Origin of the sequence: Haloarchaeobius lipolyticus, assembly GCF_051208015.1 — an archaeon.
Lineage (GTDB): Archaea > Halobacteriota > Halobacteria > Halobacteriales > Natrialbaceae > Haloarchaeobius.
The window spans coordinates 80,470-99,811 of the sequence record NZ_JBPKGF010000004.1; the positions used below are offsets into that span (position 1 = coordinate 80,470).

Annotated in this window: 21 protein-coding genes; 9 read left to right on the forward strand and 12 right to left on the reverse strand. The window is 66.4% G+C overall.

All coding sequences use genetic code 11. The annotated features are described in order from the left end of the window. The first annotated feature begins 160 nt into the window (after window positions 1–160). A complete protein-coding gene (locus tag ACSC1Y_RS12705; RefSeq protein ID WP_435335255.1) occupies window positions 161–1,216 on the forward strand; it encodes a saccharopine dehydrogenase family protein in 1,056 nt (351 codons plus the stop codon). A gap of 136 nt (window positions 1,217–1,352) precedes the next feature. Here ACSC1Y_RS12705 and ACSC1Y_RS12710 read toward each other — a convergent pair whose 3' ends face one another. From ACSC1Y_RS12710 to ACSC1Y_RS12735, 6 genes are all read right to left on the reverse strand, one after another. Continuing rightward, window positions 1,353–2,294, reverse strand: coding sequence for an aminotransferase class IV (locus ACSC1Y_RS12710; protein ID WP_435335256.1), 942 nt, complete (start codon window positions 2,292–2,294; stop codon window positions 1,353–1,355). Beyond that, a complete protein-coding gene (locus tag ACSC1Y_RS12715) occupies window positions 2,279–2,902 on the reverse strand; it encodes an anthranilate synthase component II (RefSeq protein ID WP_435335257.1) in 624 nt (207 codons plus the stop codon). The genes ACSC1Y_RS12710 and ACSC1Y_RS12715 overlap by 16 nt, the downstream gene beginning before the upstream one ends. Then, complete coding sequence (gene pabB / locus ACSC1Y_RS12720) at window positions 2,895–4,403, reverse strand: aminodeoxychorismate synthase, component I (RefSeq protein ID WP_435335258.1); 1,509 nt, start codon at window positions 4,401–4,403, stop codon at window positions 2,895–2,897. The genes ACSC1Y_RS12715 and pabB overlap by 8 nt, the downstream gene beginning before the upstream one ends. A gap of 47 nt (window positions 4,404–4,450) precedes the next feature. Then, entirely contained in the window at window positions 4,451–5,074 is a 624-nt protein-coding gene (locus ACSC1Y_RS12725; protein ID WP_435335259.1) for a helix-hairpin-helix domain-containing protein, read from the reverse strand. Window positions 5,075–5,109: 35 nt separating this feature from the next. Beyond that, the gene (locus tag ACSC1Y_RS12730) at window positions 5,110–5,925 is read right to left on the reverse strand and encodes a shikimate dehydrogenase (protein WP_435335260.1); all 816 of its coding nucleotides are present in this window, start codon (window positions 5,923–5,925) and stop codon (window positions 5,110–5,112) included. Between the two features lie 66 nt (window positions 5,926–5,991). After that, the gene (locus ACSC1Y_RS12735) at window positions 5,992–6,831 is read right to left on the reverse strand and encodes a universal stress protein (protein ID WP_435335261.1); all 840 of its coding nucleotides are present in this window, start codon (window positions 6,829–6,831) and stop codon (window positions 5,992–5,994) included. Window positions 6,832–7,012: 181 nt separating this feature from the next. Here ACSC1Y_RS12735 and ACSC1Y_RS12740 point away from each other — a divergent pair, with 181 nt between their 5' ends. The 5 genes from ACSC1Y_RS12740 to ACSC1Y_RS12760 all read left to right on the forward strand — a co-directional run bounded on the left by ACSC1Y_RS12740 (window position 7,013) and on the right by ACSC1Y_RS12760 (window position 11,893). Further along, window positions 7,013–8,410: a calcium:cation antiporter family protein gene (locus tag ACSC1Y_RS12740; RefSeq protein ID WP_492772535.1), complete on the forward strand. Its 1,398-nt coding sequence runs from the start codon at window positions 7,013–7,015 to the stop codon at window positions 8,408–8,410. 92 nt (window positions 8,411–8,502) lie between these two features. Next, on the forward strand, window positions 8,503–9,849 hold the full coding sequence (locus ACSC1Y_RS12745; protein ID WP_435335263.1) for a D-aminoacyl-tRNA deacylase: 1,347 nt from the start codon (window positions 8,503–8,505) through the stop codon (window positions 9,847–9,849). Between the two features lie 108 nt (window positions 9,850–9,957). Next, window positions 9,958–11,118 carry a cell division protein FtsZ gene (gene ftsZ, locus ACSC1Y_RS12750; RefSeq protein WP_435335264.1) on the forward strand — a complete coding sequence of 387 codons (1,161 nt, stop codon included), beginning with the start codon at window positions 9,958–9,960 and terminating at the stop codon, window positions 11,116–11,118. 168 nt (window positions 11,119–11,286) lie between these two features. Next, the gene (locus tag ACSC1Y_RS12755) at window positions 11,287–11,454 is read left to right on the forward strand and encodes a protein translocase SEC61 complex subunit gamma (protein WP_435335265.1); all 168 of its coding nucleotides are present in this window, start codon (window positions 11,287–11,289) and stop codon (window positions 11,452–11,454) included. A gap of 1 nt (window position 11,455) precedes the next feature. Continuing rightward, a complete protein-coding gene (locus tag ACSC1Y_RS12760) occupies window positions 11,456–11,893 on the forward strand; it encodes a transcription elongation factor Spt5 (protein ID WP_435335267.1) in 438 nt (145 codons plus the stop codon). A 93-nt stretch (window positions 11,894–11,986) separates the two neighbouring features. Here the strand turns inward: ACSC1Y_RS12760 and ACSC1Y_RS12765 are convergent, their stop codons facing one another. Beyond that, window positions 11,987–12,283, reverse strand: coding sequence for a DUF7565 family protein (locus tag ACSC1Y_RS12765; protein ID WP_435335268.1), 297 nt, complete (start codon window positions 12,281–12,283; stop codon window positions 11,987–11,989). A gap of 121 nt (window positions 12,284–12,404) precedes the next feature. Between ACSC1Y_RS12765 and ACSC1Y_RS12770 the strand changes: the two genes are divergently transcribed. Then, window positions 12,405–13,139, forward strand: a complete 735-nt coding sequence (locus tag ACSC1Y_RS12770; RefSeq protein WP_435335783.1) for a PHP-associated domain-containing protein — start codon at window positions 12,405–12,407, stop codon at window positions 13,137–13,139. A 37-nt stretch (window positions 13,140–13,176) separates the two neighbouring features. Here ACSC1Y_RS12770 and ACSC1Y_RS12775 read toward each other — a convergent pair whose 3' ends face one another. Continuing rightward, window positions 13,177–13,665, reverse strand: a complete 489-nt coding sequence (locus tag ACSC1Y_RS12775; RefSeq protein ID WP_435335270.1) for a metal-dependent hydrolase — start codon at window positions 13,663–13,665, stop codon at window positions 13,177–13,179. After that, window positions 13,662–14,159, reverse strand: coding sequence for a CinA family protein (locus ACSC1Y_RS12780; RefSeq protein ID WP_435335271.1), 498 nt, complete (start codon window positions 14,157–14,159; stop codon window positions 13,662–13,664). Before ACSC1Y_RS12780 ends, ACSC1Y_RS12775 begins: the two co-directional genes overlap by 4 nt. Before the next feature lie 83 nt (window positions 14,160–14,242). Here ACSC1Y_RS12780 and ACSC1Y_RS12785 point away from each other — a divergent pair, with 83 nt between their 5' ends. Further along, a complete protein-coding gene (locus ACSC1Y_RS12785) occupies window positions 14,243–15,343 on the forward strand; it encodes a pyridoxal phosphate-dependent aminotransferase (protein ID WP_435335272.1) in 1,101 nt (366 codons plus the stop codon). 69 nt (window positions 15,344–15,412) lie between these two features. Further along, entirely contained in the window at window positions 15,413–16,588 is a 1,176-nt protein-coding gene (locus ACSC1Y_RS12790) for an ArsA family ATPase (RefSeq protein WP_435335273.1), read from the forward strand. Window positions 16,589–16,748: 160 nt separating this feature from the next. Here ACSC1Y_RS12790 and ACSC1Y_RS12795 read toward each other — a convergent pair whose 3' ends face one another. From ACSC1Y_RS12795 to ACSC1Y_RS12805, 3 genes are read right to left on the reverse strand one after another with little or no spacing between them, the layout of a single operon-like run. Beyond that, window positions 16,749–17,633: an SDR family oxidoreductase gene (locus ACSC1Y_RS12795; protein ID WP_435335274.1), complete on the reverse strand. Its 885-nt coding sequence runs from the start codon at window positions 17,631–17,633 to the stop codon at window positions 16,749–16,751. Between the two features lie 25 nt (window positions 17,634–17,658). Continuing rightward, entirely contained in the window at window positions 17,659–18,399 is a 741-nt protein-coding gene (locus ACSC1Y_RS12800; RefSeq protein ID WP_435335275.1) for an endonuclease V, read from the reverse strand. Between the two features lies 1 nt (window position 18,400). Beyond that, on the reverse strand, window positions 18,401–19,297 hold the full coding sequence (locus ACSC1Y_RS12805) for a rhomboid family intramembrane serine protease (RefSeq protein WP_435335276.1): 897 nt from the start codon (window positions 19,295–19,297) through the stop codon (window positions 18,401–18,403). Window positions 19,298–19,342: the final 45 nt, after the last annotated feature.

The window sequence follows — 19,342 nt, forward strand, 5'->3', positions numbered from 1 at the left end:
ACGTGCCAGACGGTTTGAACGCCACGGTCGTTCGTCGCGAGCGAACCGTATGCCGCCTCGTCACCGGTGCCGGCTCGGAGACCGCCTCGTCACCGGTGCCGGCTCGGAGACCGCCTCGTGAGGACCTACGTTTATATCTCGTCCGTGAGGGGTCACAGACATGGCAAACCTCCTCGTCTATGGGTCCTACGGCTACACCGGTCGCCTCGTCGCAGAGAAGGCCGTCGCCGAGGGACTCGACCCGATCCTCGCCGGTCGGGACGCAGAAGCGGTCCTCGACCAGGCCGACGACCTCGACTGTCGGTCTCGCGTGTTCACCACGGAACACGCGAAGACCGTCGCCGACTTCCTCGAGGACGTCGACGTCGTCCTGAACTGTGCCGGTCCGTTCGCCCACACCGCCGACACGATGATCGACGGTTGCCTCGACGTCGGTACACACTACCTCGACGTGACAGGCGAGTGGCGGGTCTTCGACGCCATCCAGCAGCGTGGCGAGGCAGCTCGCGACGCCGGCGTCATGCTGCTCCCCGGCGTCGGTTTCGACGTGGTTCCCTCCGACTGCCTCGCGGCACACCTCCACGACCGTCTTCCGTCGGCCAACCACCTGCGGCTCGCGCTCTCCACTCCCGGGGGAATGTCCCGCGGCACCGCCCTGACGATGGTCGAGAATCTCGGGAAAGGTGGCGTGATTCGGGAGGACGGGGTCCTGGTCGACGTGCCGCTCGCGGCCCGCGAACGCGAGGTCGCCTTCAGCCACGGCGACCGGACCGTGATGAGCATCCCGTGGGGCGACGTCGTGACGGCGCATCGCTCGACCGGCATCCCCAACATCGAGGTCTACGCGGAGACGAATCCCAAGACCGTCTCGCGACTCCGCAAACTCAGGAAGCTCTCGCCCGTTCTCGGGAGCTCACCCGTACAGGCCATCCTCAAGAAGTACGTGAACTGGCGCATCTCCGGCCCAGACGAGGAGACGCTCGAGGCCGGCCGCGGCGAACTCTGGGGCGAGGTCTCGGACGGGGTGAGACGGAAGGTCTCGCGCCTGCACACCCCGAACCCATACGCCCTCACCAGGGACACGGCCGTCCTCACCGCGAAGAAGGCGCAGCGGGGCGACGTGACGCCGGGGTTCCAGACGCCGTCGACGGCGTACGGGACGGACCTGGTCCTCGAACTCGACGGGGTCGAGCGCGTCGACGTCGGTGGAGTTTAAGTAGGAATCCGCGGCCAGACGGGACGTGCACTGACCAGTGCCGCGTCCGGTCCAGCGGGTGTGCGACGCAGCCGGGTGCGGAGGGACGCGTCGCCTGTTCGCCATTCTCGTCCGAGCAACTGCGCTGATGACCCCATCACTCGTCGTCAGCTTTGCGCACGTCGTCGGCTCTGCGCACCGAGTCCGCGCCGTCATCTGCCTCCGACTCCAGTCGCTCCCCGTCGTAGTGGCGACGCTCGACGAGCTCGTCGAACCGGTTCTGGAGCAGTGCGGTCACGGGGCCGCCGCCGACTTCCAGTCCGTCGACTTTCGAGACCGGCCGGACCTCCCAGGTCGAGTTCGTCAGGAACGCCTCGTCCGCCGTCCGTACGTCCTCCGGGGAGTACCGCCCCTGCCACACGGGAATTCCCTCCTCGCGAGCGAGGTCGAGCACGACCGACCGGGTGATGCCCGGCAACAGCGGTAGCTCCGCAGTCGGCGTGTGCAGCCCGGACTCGTTCACGAAGAACACGTTGCTCGTCGCGCCCTCGCAGACGGTGCCCTCCTGGTCGCGAAGGAGTGCTTCGTCCGCGCCCGCGACGAGCTCGTTCTTCGCCAGGATTCCGTTCAGGTAGTTGTGGGTCTTCGCTCCCGGCGGGAGGGAGTTGGCCGGCGGCTTGCGGGTCTTCGTCGTCTGGAGGACGGCCGGGCCGTCCCAGACCCGATCGGCTCCCATCCCGCCGCGCGCGAGCGGTTTGACGATGACGACGACCGTCGGCGACACCTCGGGTGACGGGGTCAGTTTGCCCGGCTGGACCCCGCGGGTCACGGAGAGCTTGACGTAGGCGTCGTCGAGGTCGTTGGCAGCGAGCGTCTCGTCGATTCGCCGCTGGAGTTCGTCGTCGGAGAAGCCGTGCTCGAACCCGAGCGCGTCGCAGGAGCGGCGCAACCGGTCGGCGTGAGCTTGCCACTCGAACACCGAACCGCCGTAGGCTCGCATCGTCTCGAAGCAGGCGTCGCCGTACTGGAACCCGCGGTCCTCGACGCTGACGCGGGCCTCGTCGGCCGGCACCAGCTCGCCATCTACGTGGTACTGCATCCCTCGACGAAGTTCTGGACGAGGCGCTTGCCCACTCGGAGGGAGAGGTGTGCGCCGGACTCCGGTTCGCTCACGTCGCCCGTGAGGATGCTCTCGGGATGGAACTGCACGCCGATGTGTGGTTTCTCCCGATGGCGAACCGCCATCAGCACGTCGCGTTCGTCCGCCGTGGTCGCGGTCTCCTCGAGCGAGTCGGGGAGGGCCTCGCGCTCGACGGAGAGGGAGTGGTACCGCCCGACGCGGATGGTCGGCGGCAGGCCAGCGAAGATACCCTCGCCGTCGTGGTCGATGACGGATGGTTTGCCGTGGACGACGTCGGGCGCGTGGACCACGGGTGCGCCGTTGGCCAGGCAGAGCGCCTGGTGGCCGAGACAGACCCCGAGCGTCGGATAGTCGAGGTCGCGGAAGACGGGAACCGAGACGCCAGCCTCCCCTGGCGTGCCCGGCCCCGGCGAGACGACGATGCCGTCGGGGTCCAGCGTCCGAATCCCCGCGACGTCGATGGCGTCGTTCCGTCGGACGACGACCTCGTCCGCGTACTCTCCGAGGTACTGCACGAGGTTGTACGCGAAGGAGTCGTAGTTGTCGACGACCAGTATCTCAGTCATCGCTCACCTCCCCGACGGTCAGCCCGGCACGGTCCCCGAGTGCGTCGTCGACGGCGTTGACGAGGGCTCTCGCCTTGTCGAGTGTCTCCTCGTACTCCCGTTCGGGCACGGAGTCGTGGACGATGCCTGCACCGACGCGCAGGTGGTACTCGTCGCGGTACCGGACGAGGGTCCTGATGACGATGTTGAGGGTCGCCCGGTCGTCGAAGCCGAAGATACCAATACTGCCGGTGTAGGGGCCACGGCGGGTGGCTTCGAGCTCGTCGATGATCTCCATCGTCCGGGGCTTGGGGGCGCCGGTGATGGTCCCGCCGGGGAACACCGCCGCTATCGCGTCGGCCAGGGTCTCTCCGTCGCGGAGCCGCCCGGTAACGTCCGAGACGAGGTGCATCACTTCGGAGTAGCGGTCGACCCGACGGTACTCCGCGACCTCGACGCTCCCGTACTCGCTGACCTTCCCGAGGTCGTTCCGTTCGAGGTCGACGAGCATCGCGTGTTCTGCACGCTCTTTCTCGTCGCTGGTGAGGTCGGCGGCGAGCGCGTCGTCTTCCTCGGGTGTCTGCCCCCGGGGGCGGGTTCCGGCGATGGGTTCGGTCCGGATGTCGTGCCCGTTGCGGTCGAGCAGAAGCTCGGGACTCGCGCTGACGAGGTCGACACCCGGGAACTCCAGTAGCCCGGAGTACGGCGCTGGATTGACGGTTCGGAGGGCGTCGTACGCGGCGACCGGATGGACCGCTGCTGGTGCGACGAGCCGCTGCGAGATGTTCGCCTGGAAGGTGTCGCCGTCGCGAACGTACTCCTTGACCCTCCTGACGCGGTCGGCGTACGCCTCCGGACCGCAGTCGCTCTCGAACGTCGCGTCGTGCGTGTCGGCGGGGGGCGGCCCGATGGACGGGTCGCCGGTCTCGATACGGGTGACGAGGTCGAGCGCCCGTTCGACCCCACGGTCGTACGCTGCGGCGAGGTCGTCTCCGAGAATGGGGCACGCGACGATTCGGAGCGTCGTCCGGCCGTCGTCGGCCGGTGCCTCCCAGGCTGCAAGCCGGTCGAAGACGGCCGCCTGCAGGGTCGGGAGGGAACGGTCGTCGACCGCGTTCGCCGGGAGCGTCTCCAGCTCTCGTGCGATATCGTAGGAGAGCCAGCCGACCGCTCCGCACGGGTAGGGAACGTCACAGTCGCCGCGGACGAGCGTTCCCGAATCGACGACGGTTTGCAGGGCTTCCAGCGTTGGTGAACCCGAATCGGCTTCGAGCAGTTCCGAGTCGGCGTCGGCTTCGACGGTCAGTGTCTCGACGGGGTCGACGCCGAAGTAGCTCCAGCCCGGCTGTCCGCCGGTCGTTTCCAGGTAGGCGTTCCACTCGCCATCGCGAGCTCGGCGGTACGCCTCGAACGGGTCATCGACGGTGACGGTGACCTCGACGGGCACGCGGGCCCCCGCCGGCGCGTCCGACGCCGTCGCCTCGAATCGGCGGCGACTGGTCTCGACGCGGGGGTCTGTCATGCTCGGAGGGAGGAGAAGGGGACGTAACCGTTTTGCGGTTCTCTCGACTACCGGCGTGCTCGAGCGCGCTTGATCCAGCCGTCGATTCGGGTCTCCGCGATATCCGTTCCCTCGGCGACCTCCGCCGGGTCCGCATCCGCGAGGTCTGAGACGGTCGTGATGCCGAGGCCTTCCAGACGCTCGGCGTAGGCGGGACCGATACCCTTGATGTCCTGCACCGGCGTTCCCTCGTCCTCCGGTTCCGCCGCTTCAGAGGGTGCCGTCTCGTCTTCGTCGATCTCCGGCTCCTCGTCGGTCTCCGGTCTGTCAGAGGTGGCCGACTCCTCGGGCTCTGCCTCCTCGACGGCCGTCACGGTGTCGCTTTCCGTGCTGTCGTCTGGGGTGGCGCCGTCGTCGGCGCTCTCGTCCGCTTCGGCCTCGTCCGCTTCGGCCTCCACTATCTCGTCGGTGACCGACTCCTCGGCATCGTCTTCGACGCTCATCTCGGCCGACGTTTCGGCTGTCTCGCCCGTCTCGGTCTCGGATTCCGTTTCCACCGCACCCTCGCGCTTGGACGGCGACTCCGATTCTCGCCGCTCTTTCTCCACGGTGACACCCACGTCACGCGTGGACTGCGACTTCGAGTCGTCGCCGAGCCCAAGCAGCGACTTCAACTTCTTGAACAGTGCCATTACAGGGGGATATCGGGTGATGGCACTTAAACCCGCTACCTGTGGCTCCGGAGTCGTGCGCGCAGCGTGTCGTTCATCGCATCGATCGGGGCGTCCAACCCGGTCCAGCGCTCGAACGCCTCAGCACCCTGATAGAGAAGCATCCAGGCGCCGTCGACCGTGGTCGCGCCGGCGGCATCCGCGTCCCGCAACAGTCGCGTTTCGAGCGGCGCGTAGACGGCGTCGAGAACGACGAGTCCGTCGTGAAGGTCGTCCGCGGGAACGGGGGAGACGTCCTCTTCCATCCCGACGCTGGTCGCGTTGACGAGCACGTCCGCTGCCGGAACGAGCTCCGAGAGGGCGTCGAGCCCGTGTCCGGTGGCTCCCGGGACGGCCTCAGCGAGTTCCGCGGCTTTCGGCACGGTCCGGTTGACGACGTGGACGGTGCTTCCCGCGTCGGCGAGGGCGAACGCGACTGCCCGGCCGGCACCGCCCGCACCGACGACGACTGCGGTGGAACCGTGGAGGGTCGCGTTCCCCTGCTCCTCCAGGGCACGTCGGGCACCGCCGGCGTCTGTGTTGTGACCGGTCGGCCGGTCTCCGGAGAAGTCGACGGTGTTCACGGCACCGATTCGCTCGGCGAGGTCGTCTGGCTCGACCAGGTCGAGGACGTCCTGTTTGAACGGAATGGTGACGTTGAGCCCACGGATCCCGAGGGCGTCCGCGCCCTCGATTGCGGTTCGGAGAGCCTTCGGCTCGGGTTCGAAGGTTACGTACCGCGCATCCAGTTCGTGGGTTTCGTAGGCCGCCTCGTGCATCGGGGGCGAGAGCGAGTGTCCGACGGGATTGCCGACGAGTCCGTAGACCTGCATCACCCGAGTGATCGGTGGCACCGGTGAAAAGTCGTCCGCAGGCTGGGAATCTTGCGCCGGCCCGTGTCAGGACGCCGGGTGGACGACGAGGACGGGAGCTTCTGCGGTCCGGAGGACGCGGCTGGTGGTGCCTCCGAGTAGTTGTCCCGTGAGTCGGGATTCGCCCGTCGATGCCATCACGATGAGGTCGATGTCGTTCTCCTCGACGTACTTCCCGATACCTGCACTCGGAGCCCCCTTCTCCGTCGCGAGTTCGACGTCGAGTCCGTCCAGCCGTTCCGCGGACTCCTCGGCGAGTTCGACCAGCTCGTCGCGAGCCGCCCCGAGCAACGTCTGGACGTACTCCCGGTCGACGCCGCCGGCGCTGAATGGACCCGCTTCCCGACGAACGTCGACAACGGTCAGCAGGTGGACTCTCGCGCCGTAGCGTCTGGCTATCTCGAACGCCGGAGCGAGTGCCACGTCGGCCGAGGCGCTCTGGTCGGTCGGGACGAGGATCTGGCGGAACTCGCCGACCGGGATGTCGCCCTCGGGAACCGTCAGGACGTGACGTTCGGTGGTACGGAGGACGCGCCGGGTAACGCTACCGAAGACGCGCTTTCTCATCCCGGTGTGACCCTGCCGTCCCATGACCACCGTATCGGCGTCGACGCGGTCTGCGATATCGACGATGGCCGTCGCGGGGTGACCGGTGACCACGTGTTTCTCCACCGAGACGCCGGCCGCGTCGCCGAACGACTCGACCGTATCTAGGACGGTGGTCACATCGGCCTCGTCGAGTTCGGTCGAGACCGCCGTGACGGCCGTCACGTGCGAGCCGAACTTCGCGGCGATGGCCACGCCCAGCCTGGCAGCGCGGGTAGCACAGTCGCTCCCGTCCGCTGCGATGACGATGCGCTCGAACATACTATAAGTAGGGCGACACAGTAGAAAAGTGACGCGCGGTAATGTCTAGATTAGTACCTTTATGCGGGCGGTGCGTTCGTCGGTCAGTTCGCCTGGCGTGAGTGTCTCTGGCATTCTAGTCGTCGGTTACCTTCCCAAAATCACAAGCATTACGTTCGCGTTCGCGGTCGGTTGGGATATGTTGAAGCAACGGCTACAGCACCCGCTGGCCGCCCTGGTCCTCGCCGCGCTACTCACAGCTCCGTGGGTCGGTGTGGAGCTGCTGGGTGGCCCCGAGGCGCTCCATCTCTCGCACCTCGGAACAGTCGCAGTGAGTGGTCTCGCGGTCCTCGGCGCGTCGTTCATGCTCGCGTGGGGGGCCGAGACGGCTGAGAAAGACGTCCCCAGGGCGTTCGCCATCGCCGTGCTCGCGGTGCTGGCGGTCGCCCCGGAGTACGCTGTCGACGCCCTCTACGCCTTCGGCGCCGGTGACGGTGGCGCGACAGCGGAAGCGTGCGCCCAGTTCACCAAACAGCAGGTGGAGAACGCCGAACCGGGAACGGTCGCCGCCGCGTGTCACGATGCGAACCTGGCCGTGGCGAACATGACGGGTGCGAACCGCATCCTCATCGGCCTCGGCTGGTCCGGCATCGCCCTGTTCACGGTCTACCGGGCTGCCGCCGCGAAGGACCCGGCCGTGTCCCAGCGCAGTGGTTTCCTCAAGAGCAGCGTCTCGCTCGACCGCGACCTCGGGCTGGAGATAGTCTTCCTGCTCGTGGCGACCGTCTTCGCGTTCCTCGTCCCGCTGAACGGTGGTATCGGGGTCGCAGACACCGTGGTCCTCCTCGGTCTGTACATCACGTACATCCTCATCATCGTCCGCGGCGACGTCGAAGAGCACGAAGAACAGGTCGGCGTCCCGGCGTACCTGCAGGAGCTCCCCTTCGGCTACCGCGCCATGTCGTCCATCTCCCTGTTCCTCTACTCGGCCATCATGATATACACGGCCGTCCATCCGTTCGCGCACGGCCTCGAGTCCATCGGTGAGGCCGCCGGCGTCCCGCCGTTCTTCATGATCCAGTGGATCGCTCCGTTGGCCTCGGAGAGCCCCGAGCTCATCGTCGTCGCCTACCTGGTGAACAAAGCCCGCTCGACGGCCGGGTTCAACGCGCTCATCTCCTCGAAGCTCAACCAGTGGACCCTGCTCATCGGGACGCTGGCTATCGTCTACAGCTTCGCACTGGGCGAGATCGGCACGCTCCCGTTCGACGACAAACAGGCGGCAGAGGTCTGGATCACGGCCGCGCAAAGCCTGTTCGCCATCGGCATCATCACCAACTTCGAGATAAGCCTTCGCGAGGCGGTCGCACTGCTCGTCCTGTTCGTCTCGCAGGTGGTCGGCGAGTACGCCATCATCCTGACGACCTCCGGCGAAGCGGCGACGAGGCTCAGCATGGACCTGCTCCACGGCTACACCGTCCTCTATCTGATTCTCTCGGCGGTCCTGTTCTGGCGTCGCCGCCACGCACTCGTCGGTATCTTCCACTCCACGGCGGACCGAGTCGGCGGTGAGAGCCCCGCCGCAGACCACTCCGACTGAGAGGGAACCGCTGTCCCCGACCACCGGACGGCCATTCTCGCCGTCCGTCCCGACCCGACACCGACTTGTTTTCCGTTCTCCAACGGTCGCCCGTGATCGCAATCGTCGTCTCTCGCGCTGACTCGGCCTCCGAACACGTCGGCGAGCACCTGCTCCACCTCGCGGACTGGGAGACGAGCGAGGACGAGCGCCGCCCCGACGGCGAGGGCGGCGGGACCGTCTACCGGTCAACTGGGTTCGAACTTCGGGAGTTCGACGACCTGCACCTCGACCTCGACGACGTGGCGGCTGCCTTCGACGACCCGGACATGCTCGTGTTCGCCTCGCGTCACGCGGGCGATACGGGCGCCCTGCTCACGGCGCACTTCACGGGCAACTTCGGCCCGGCGGAGTACGGCGGCGAGGACGACGCACTCGCCGAGGCGTGTCCGAACGCCCAGAAGGCCCTCGTTGGGGCGTTCGACCGACATGCCCCCGGGTCGTACGACGTTGGCATGGAGTGTACGCACCACGGTCCGAGTTCGGTCGGCGTCCCCTCGATGTTCGTCGAACTTGGAAGTGGTGAGGAACAGTGGACGGACCCGGCAGGCGCGGAAGCAGTGGCCCGCGCGATTCTGGACATCGAGGGCGTCGACCCGCACCGCGAGCGAACCGTGGTCGGCTTCGGCGGGAACCACTACGTGCCGCGGTTCGAGCGCGTCGTTCGGGAGACCGAGTGGGCCGTCGGCCACATCGCCGCCGACTGGGGCATCGACGCGATGGGCCATCCGGCCGAGCATCGCGACGTACTCCGGCAGGCGTTCGAGAACAGCGGCGCCGAACACGCCCTCGTCGACGGAGACCATCCGGTGCTGTGCGAGGAACTCGAGTCGCTCGGCTATCGCGTCGTCTCCGAGACCTGGCTCCGCGAGGTCGACGGCCGCGACCTCGGCCTCGTCGCGGAACTGGAGTCGGCCATCTGCCCCGTCGAGGAGGGACTACGGTTCGGCGATGCCGGCGACGAGCCCACCAAAGACGAGCTGGAGGTCGGGGACGGTGCGTGGAGCGTCCGCGAGCTTCCGAAAGAACTGCTCGACGCGGCCCAGGGAATCGACCGCGAGCGAGTACTCGGCCTCGCCTCGGCTCACACGGTCGCCTACGAAACCGTCCAGAACGGCACCCGAGTCGAGGGCCGCGCTGCGGTCTCAGAAGCCGGGTTCGACGCCCTCGTGGACGGTCTGGTGGGGCTACTCGAGGAGAAGTACGATTCGGTGACCCGGGAGGAAGATGCGGTCGTCGCGACGACGAGTGCGTTCGACCCGGCACGCGCGGCCGAGATCGGTGTTCCGGAAGGACCCAGTTTCGGCCGACTGGCGAACGGCGAATCCGTCGACGTCGACGGTCGAACTGTCACACCCGAGGACGTCTCGACGGAACGGGTCGACCGGTTCGTTCTCTGAGCCGCCAGTTTGGTTGGTCGAACCGTCTCGGAAGCGCAACAATCGTCTGACGGCCGTCCGACAGTGGGGGAAAGGTAATTAACCTCCATAAAATAATGGGTGCTAAGGATGGATTCGATCGTTGAAGACGCTATCGACGAGGCCGAGGGAGAGTCGGAGTCGTCGAACTCCGACTTCGCCGGGGGAGCCGGGCAGGACGATGGCCCGACCCGAACGGGGACGATGACCGACGAGGAACTGCAAGACGTACTGCAGGAACTGCAGACCGACATCACCGTCGTCGGCTGCGGCGGTGGCGGCGGCAACACCATCGACCGGATGCACGAGGAAGGTATCCACGGCGCGAAGCTGGTCGCGGCGAACACCGACGTCCAGCATCTCGTCGAGATAGACGCCGACACGAAGATACTCATGGGCGAGCAGAAGACCGGCGGCCGCGGCGCCGGCTCGCTCCCACAGGTCGGCGAAGAAGCTGCACTCGAATCCCAGGACGAGATATACAAGGCCATCGAGGGCTCTGACATGGTCTTCGTCACCGCCGGTCTCGGCGGCGGTACCGGGACGGGCTCGGCGCCCGTGGTCGCGAAAGCCGCTCGCGAAACCGGTGCACTCACTATCTCTATCGTCACGACGCCGTTCACCGCGGAGGGCGAGGTTCGACGGACCAACGCGGAAGCCGGTCTCGAACGGCTCCGCGACGTGAGCGACACGGTCATCGTCGTCCCGAACGACCGACTGCTCGACTCCGTCGGTAAACTGCCGGTCCGCCAGGCGTTCAAGGTGAGCGACGAGGTCCTCATGCGCTCGGTCAAGGGCATCACCGAACTCATCACGAAGCCCGGGCTGGTCAACCTGGACTTCGCCGACGTCCGCACCGTGATGGAACGCGGTGGCGTCGCGATGATCGGCCTCGGCGAGTCCGACTCCGACGCGAAGTCGACGGACTCCGTGAAGGCCGCGCTCCGCTCGCCCCTGCTCGACGTGGACATCTCCGGCGCGTCTTCCGCACTCGTCAACGTCACGGGTGGCTCCGACATGAGCATCGAGGAGGCGGAGGGCGTCGTCGAGGAGATATACGACCGTATCGACCCCGACGCCCGCATCATCTGGGGGACCTCCATCGACGAGAGCCTCGACGGGAGCATGCGGACGATGATCGTCGTCACCGGCGTCGACTCCCCGCAGATATACGGGCGCACCGAGGAGACACAGCCCCAGCAGACCCAGCAGCCCCAGGGCGTCCAGCAGGACATCGACTTCGTCGACTGACGGCTTCGTTCGGCAAGGAGTTTTTTCGAGACGGCTGACAACGTTCAGGAGCCGTGCGCTTCCGCGGGGAGACCGCGTTGCGCCGCCCGTCACCTGGCCACTCGTCGCGTTTCCCGGACCGTCCTGCGAAAGGATAGATAGAAAAGTCCCGATGACGAACGCCCCGGCATGGACGTTCCCAAAGACCTCAGCTCCTACGTCAGGGTGCTCAAGATGGCGAGCACCCCCTCCTGGCAGGAGTTCTCGCAGATCGCCAAGATCGCCGGTGCAGGCGTGCTGTTCGTCGGCACGATGGGCTTTCTCATCGCCTTCGTGATGCAGTTCGTACCAGCCTAATATGCCTATCTACGCCGTCAAGACGACCGCGAGTCAGGAACGAACGGTCGCCGACATGATCATGAACCGCGAAGAGCCCACCATCCACGCAGCGCTCGCTCCCGATTCGCTGACGAGCTACGTGATGGTCGAGGCGGACGACTTCAACATCATCGAGCGCGTGCTCGACGACATCCCCCACGCCCGCAGCGTCATCCCGGGCGAGTCCGACATCGCCGAGGTCGAGCACTTCCTCTCGCCGACCCCGGACGTCGAGGGTATCGCGGAGGGCGACATCGTCGAGCTCATCGCTGGCCCGTTCAAGGGCGAGAAGGCGCAGGTCCAGCGTATCGACGAGGGCAAGGACCAGGTCACCGTGGAACTCTACGAGGCGACGGTCCCGATTCCGGTCACCGTGCGTGGTGACCAGATCCGGGTGCTGGACAGCGAGGAACGGTAGTTCCTCGATTATTCGAGCGGCGTAGCCGCGAGAAAGCGAAGAGTGGTAGCTCTTCGACCGTCGAATCGCCTCCGTGAGAACGGGCAGTGATTCCTACGCCGACGTCCCGCCGAGTCGCTCGACGATGGACTGGAGGTCGGCGACCTCCTCGACGAGGTCCTTAATCTCCTCGCGCTCTCTGACCTCCTGCGAGCTCGCCCCATAGGCGCGGACGTACTCGGCCCGCGAGTGTTCGCTGAAGGCGTGTCTGATGGCGAGGTAGCCGTCGGGGACGACCACGCCGCACACCTTGCACTCCTGCCGTTCGTGCTCTGCGCTCTGGTGGACCACCAGATCCTCGACCGTCCCATACCTCCCGTCACACCCGTCGATTCCGCATTCCCACGGCATCGGTTGGCGAGAGTACGAGAGTCGGCTATTTGACTGTTGTCCCCGATGCCGAAACGGAACCACTAACATGACGGTAGCGGAAGCAGTGAGCGTGACGGAGAGCGCCGGGTTCCGTGTCGATATGCACGTGAAAGTGCTAGACGAAGCCGTAGTCGAGCGTGCGAAAGCACGTGGATTGGACGCACTCGTCTACGCACCACACTTCGTTCGGCTGCCGGAGATTCGACGGCGAGCCGAGGCGTTCTCCGACGACGAGCTGCTCGTGGTCCCCGCCCGCGAGATATTCACCGGCGACTGGAAGAACCGCAAGCACATCCTCGCGGTCGGCCTCGAAGATCTGATACCCGACTTCATCACGCTGACAGGGGCGATGGAGGAACTCGAACGCCAGGACGCCGCCGTCCTGATACCGCACCCGGCGTTCCTCAACGTCAGCTTCAACCGCGGCGACATCCGCCGGTGGCGAGACCAGATACACGCGGTCGAATCGTACAACCCGAAGTTGCTGTTCGGAACCGACGAACGGGCCGAGGAGCTCGTCGACGAGAGCGAGCGGCCGGCGTTCGGTTCGTCGTACGCGCACATCCGTCCGAGCATCGGGGAGGTCTGGACCGAGTTCGACCGGGCGTTCGACTCCGTCTCCGGCCTCGTCGACGGGATTCGAGACGGTGCCCCGCGAGAGGTGGTCCAGCGAAACGGCCTGGGCCACCGAATCCGCTCGATGGCGGAGTTCGCACACCTCGGCTGGGAGAACTCCTGGCACAAGATAGACCGACTGTTCTTGCAGGGAACCGAGCCGACTCACCCGCGACACATCGCGTATCAGGGTCGGTTCGACGACGTCGCGGTGTACTGAGGAAGAGGGTGGATACGAGGGTTTGCTGTCTCGGCAACTACAGCCCGAGCGCCTGCACCGTCCGACCGAGTTCCAGCGACGCCCAAGGGACGTGGTAGACGAGCAGGTAGCAGACTACGAGCTCGAAGCCGGTGATGACGACGGTCACGAGGTCCGCATGGTCGCTCTTGACGGCGACGCCGACCGGCAGCCCGTACTCCTTCGAGTAGGGATAGAACAGCGCGATGCCGCGCTTGCTCCCCATCACGTCGAGCACGTAGTGCGTGAGGACGCCGAGCCAGACGAACTCCAGGTTACCGAAGACGTACGGGAACGCGACGAACAGCCCGAGGACGGGCAGGTTGTGCAGCGTCTTCCGGTGTTTGCCGAACTCCGTGTCGACGTCGGGGAACAGCGCCCCGAGCGTCACGGGAAGGCCGACCTCGACGATCTTGACGAAGGTCGCCTCCGTCCCTGCGGGTTCGAGGACGTACCCCAGGCCGATGCTCAGCAACACCGCGTTCATGACGTGTCCTTTCTTGTTCATTCCTGCCCTTCCAGCTCGTCGAGGACGTCCGACAGCGCCTGCTCGACCGTCTGTTCGCGGACCGACGCTCTGTCGCCGTCGAACTCGTACCGTTCGACGGTCGTGTACGACGATTCGGTTCCCCACGGCCCGGCGTACGCGACGCCGACGTAGACGGTCCCGACGGGCGTCTCTTCGCTGCCGCCCGACGGGCCGGCGATGCCGGTCGCCGAGACCCCCCAGGTCGCGTCCGCCGTGTCCCGCACACCCTGTGCCATCTGTCGAGCGACGGGTTCGGAGACCGCACCGTGCTCGTCGAGGTCCTCGCGGTTGACTCCCAGAAGTCGCTCCTTCGCGCCGTAGGCGTAGGTCACCACGCCCTGTTCGTAGTAGTCAGACGAGCCCGGAACCGACGTCAGTCGGGCTCCGACGAGCCCACCGGTACAGGACTCCGCCGTCGCGATGGTCTGCTCGCGCTCGCGTAACGCGTCGCCCAGTCGTTTCGCCACGTCCATGTGCGACCCGAAGCGAGCATCCGATTTGAAGGCAGTGACTCGCTCCCGAAAGAACGACAGCGGATGCGGTCGAGAGTCGCGGTATGGAGTACGAGAAGCCGCTGTTCTTCGAGATAATGTCACATGCGGCGGAGGCGGACCGCGACGTGGTCGACATGGTGAGCGGGAACCCCGACTGGGAGCCACCGAAATCCCTGCGGGACGCGCTTCACGAGTACGCGGACCTCGACTCGGACCAGTTCCAGTACCCGCCGTCGGAAGGCCTGCGCGAGCTTCGCGAGGAGATCGCCGCTCGACGGAACGTCGACGCCGCCCAGGTCGTCATCACGAACGGCGGTGGGGAGGCGAACTACCTCGCGATGGCGCGGGCGATGGAACGCGATGCGGGCTCCGAGATACTGCTCACAGACCCCGTCTACCCGTACTACCCCGGCAAGACGACGATGCTGGGCGGCACCCAGCGGTACGTCTCGGCCGACGACCGGGGTCGGCTCGACCCGGCAGACGTGCGCGAGGCTGCCAGCGAGGAGACGGCCTGCATCGTCGTCAACTCGCCGAACAACCCGACCGGCGCGGTCTACGGGGAGGAGACCGTCCGCGAGCTCGTCGCCATCGCCGAAGAGTACGACGCGCTTCTCGTCAGCGACGAGGTGTACGACCACTACGACCTCTCGGGGCGGTTCACGAGCGCGCTCTCCGTGGACTCCGACCACCGCATCGTGACCAACTCGTTCTCGAAGACGTTCGCCATCACCGGCTTCCGGGTCGGCTACGCGGTCTTCCCCGACCACCTCGTCGAGGCGGCGAAGTCGCGGCACATGCTGGTCAACGTCGCCGGTTCCCGGCCGTCTCAGTACGCCGTCTTGCACGCCCTCCGTGAGACCGACCCGGCGTACCACGAGGCGAACCGTGAGCTCCTTCGCGAGCGGGTCGATACGTTCACGGGCGCGCTCGACGAAGCCGGGGCCGAGTACACCCGCCCGGACGGTGCGTTCTACGTGATGGCCCGGTTCGACGGCACTCCCGGAAGCGTCGAGAACACGAAACGACTCATCGACGAGGCGGGCGTCGCCGGTATGCCTGGTGAGACGTTCGGCGACTCACGGGGCGACTGGTTCAGGTTCGCGCTCGTCACCCCGCGGGTCGAAGAAGCTGCGAGACGGCTCGCCCACTACTTCGACTGAACGGAAACCGACCACGTTCGAGACCTCCAGACCGGGAAGTACACAAGTCCTCGTCCGATACCTGCGGCCATGAGCGATATCACCGTCGAGCCGGTCGACGAGGTAGAAGAGTCGAGCCAATCGGGTGACCGCGACGGTCCCGGAAACGTCGACGTGAACGTCACGGACGACTCCCAGCGAACGTCGACCGACGACGTGTCGCTCGACGGAATCGACGCCCCGGACTACGTCCTCTACGGCGGCAAGGGTGGCGTCGGGAAGACGACGATGGCCGCCGCGACGTCCCTCGCGAGCGCCGAAGACGGCACGGCGACGCTGGTCGTCTCGACCGACCCGGCCCACTCGCTGTCGGACACCTTCGAGACCGAGATTCCGGCGGAGCCGACGCGTATCCGCGGCGACGTTCCGCTGTACGCGGCCGAGATAGACCCCGAGGTCGCCATCGAACGAGGAACCGCGATGTTCGGTGGCGGTGCAGACGCCGGTGGCGACGGTTCCGGCGCGGGAGCAGGCGGACCGATGGGCGGTATGGGTGGGCTGGGCGACCTGCTCGGCGGCGACGGCGGCCCCATGGAACAGCTGATGGGCGGTGCGATGCCCGGCGCCGACGAGGCTGCCGCGATGCAGCTGTTCCTCCAGTACCTCGACGACCCTCGATTCGAGCGCGTCGTCGTCGACACGGCACCGACGGGACACACCCTCCGGCTGCTCGAACTCCCCGAGGTGATGGACACGATGCTCGGGCGGATGCTGAAGCTTCGCCAGCAGTTCAGCGGCATGATGGACGGGCTGAAGGGGATGTTCGGCGACGCGCCACAGCAGGACGACGGGATGCCGGACGACCTCGAAGCGATGCAGGAGCGGATCGTGCGCTTGCGCGAGATACTTCGCGACCCGGCGAAGACAGACTTCCGCGTCGTCATGGTCCCCGAGGAGATGAGCGTCTTCGAGTCCAAACGGTTGCTCGCCCAGCTCGACGAGTACGGCATCCCGGTCGGGACCGTCGTGGTCAACAAGGTGATGGAGGACCTGGCCGACGTGACGGACAAACTCGACGCCAGCGAGTTCGTCAAGCCGAACCTCGACTCGTGTGAGTTCTGTCAGCGGCGCTGGGACGTCCAGCAAAGCGCCCTCGCTGAGGCTCAGGACGTCTTCCGCGGGCACGACATCAAGCGCGTCCCGCTGTTCGCAGAAGAGGTGTGTGGCGAGCGGATGCTTCGGACCGTCGCCGCCTGCCTGGACTGAGCTTTTATACCAGGACGCGGCCAGACCGTCCGTGCATCACTGAGCCGCCACGCGCCCGGTCAGCGGTTGTACGGTACACCGGCGCGTGGGTAGTCGTACCGTCTGTTCGCCATCTATCCGACCCACGCGTGGAGTCGTCCGGAGGTCCGGCGTCTTGTGGTTACGTCGCGAACCGGCGGAACAGCTTGAAGGCCGTGTCTCGCCACCGGTCTGGGACGAACCGCGCGAGCATGAAGTACTTCGCCATCGCGCCGACCGGATAGCGCGGGTCGGGGTCCGTACTGCTCGCCGCGTTGAGGATGACGGAGGCGACGTCCTCGGGCTGGACCGCCATCGGCCCGCCACCACCGAAGGCGCTCGCCCCGTCGAACATCTCGTAGAGGTCCGCGTAGGCATCGGAGCGGGGGAGTCCTTCGAGCTCGTCGTCCGCACGGTCGTAGAACTCCGTCTCGACCGGCCCGGGCTCGACGAGGACGACGTCGACGTCGAACGCCGCGGTCTCCATCCGCATCGCGTCGCTCATCCCCTCCAGAGCGTACTTCGAAGCGGAGTAAACACCAGCCCCGGGGAACGTGATCCGACCGAGGGCACTGGAGACGTTGATGATGCTCCCGCGTTCCGCATCGCGCATGTGCGGGAGCGCGGCGCGGGCGAGCCGGTGGGGACCGTAGAGGTTGACGTCCATCTGCTCGTGGAACCGGTCGGTCGGGATGTCCTCGACCGGTCCCATCTGTGCGAAGCCGGCGTTGTTGACCACGCAGTCGAGTCGGCCTGCCTCGTCGACGACGCGGTCCACGACGCGTTCGACCTGTCCACGGTCAGTCACGTCGAGTTCGGCGGTCTCACAGCCACGCTTCGCGAGGTCCGTGATGTCATCGGTGTCGCGAGCGGTCGCGTACACCAGCCAGTCCTCCTCGAGGAACGCCTTCGCGGTTTCGCGGCCGATGCCGGACGAACAGCCTGTGATGAGCACCGTCTCGAGCGTGGGCTCTGGCCTGTTCGAGCCGTCTCCGGAGGCCTCCGACGTATCTGCGGCGTCTGTCATGTCCCGGCGTTCTCACGCGGGGCACCTAAGTGTCGATGGTTCGTTTCGCCTCGTCCGCGTACGCGTCGGCCAGCCGCGTCGGCTCCGGGAGCTTGTAGTCCGTCGAGAGGTTCGCGACGAGGTCGGCGGCCGTCTCGGCCCCGACTCTATGTCCAGGACTGACGATGAGCGGGTTGATGTGCCGGTTGGGACTGTCGTACTGGCGTGTCTGGACCGCGTAACCGACGACGGTTCCGGAGGGCGCATCCATCCTGCCGTTCGCCTCGATGGGGACACGGGCGCCTTCGGGGAGGTTCTCGGTGTCCTCCGTCGGGGAGCCACAGAGCAGGCTCTTCGCGACACCGATGCTAGGCACGTCGAAGATGACGCCCATGTGCGTCGCGATTCCTGCCTGCCGGAAGTGTATTCGGCCGCTGCCGTCGAACAGGACGAGGTCCGGGTCCGTCTCCAGCGTCTCGAAGGCGTCGATGATTGGGCCGCCCTCGCGGAACGAGAGCAGGCCCGGGATGTAGGGAATCGAGAGGTCGGTGACGGCGAAGGTCCGTTCGACGACGGACTCGCCCCGGGTGACGACGATGGCGCTGACCGCCTTCTCGTCGAGAAACGCCTGGTCGACACCGGCGACCAACGGTCCCGTCTCCGTTCCGACCAGCCCGGGGTCGAAGTCGAAGTCATCGTGGAAGATCGCTTCGGCGGCGACTTCGCGCTGCTGGGCTTCCATCTCGCCCCGACTCGCGCCGGGGTCGGGGACGAACCGTTCACCCATGTCAGAAGGGTCCACGTCGACGGCCGCCGCCACCTCTCCCGCCGCCAAGGCTGGTCTCTCGCGGGAGGTGTATCTCGTCTTTGACCTGCTGGCCGTAGATGATACCGATGACGAGCCCGACGAGGTGCGCCTCGTGCGAGATGCCGCCGCCGAGCCCGCCGGCGAGGATGCCGGTCACGCTGAGCAGCGCGTACAGGCCGGTGATGAGCCAGATCGGTGCGGGGATGATGAAGTAGATGAGCACCGTGAGGTTCGGCCGGATGATGGTCAGCACGCCCATGATGGCGAGCGCGGCACCGCTCGCCCCGAGCAGGATGGTGTTCCCGCTCTGGATGAGAGAGAACCCGATAGCGCCGAGTCCGGCGAGTGCGCCGCTTCCCAGGAACAACAGCGTGTAGTCCCGGGAGCCGATGTACTGCTCGACCAGTCGGCCGAAGAAGAATATCACGATGCTGTTGCCGGCGATGTGCATCAAGCCGTTGCCGTGGGCGAAGATGGAGGTAAACCAGGCCCAGACGTACTCCGGATGTGCGCTCTGGAGCGTGAAGATGTCTACCCAGGTCTGGGTGTAGGGGTCGATGTTCGTCAGGGTCGGCAGGATGAGCCACTGCATCGCCCACGTCGTCCACATCAGCGCCAGGAAGACGAAGGTCATGTTGCCCTTGAAGTAGCTCATCAGTCCACCGGTGCCGAACCCGAGACTGGACAGGGCGCCACCGCTCTTCGCAGTGCTCTCGCTCGAATCTCCACCGCCCCAGACGCCCTGCGGGTCGTTCCACTGCAAGCCGGGGCAGTCGTGGTTCTCCGGCAGGCGATGCTTCCCACAGAACTTCTCGCCGCACCGGTTGCACGTGTACGGCATACTGGTGTGGTCACCGCACTCGTCGCATTCGGCCATTGGCTCACCGTAAGAAGGGGACACGCAAATGCGTTTGGGAACGGC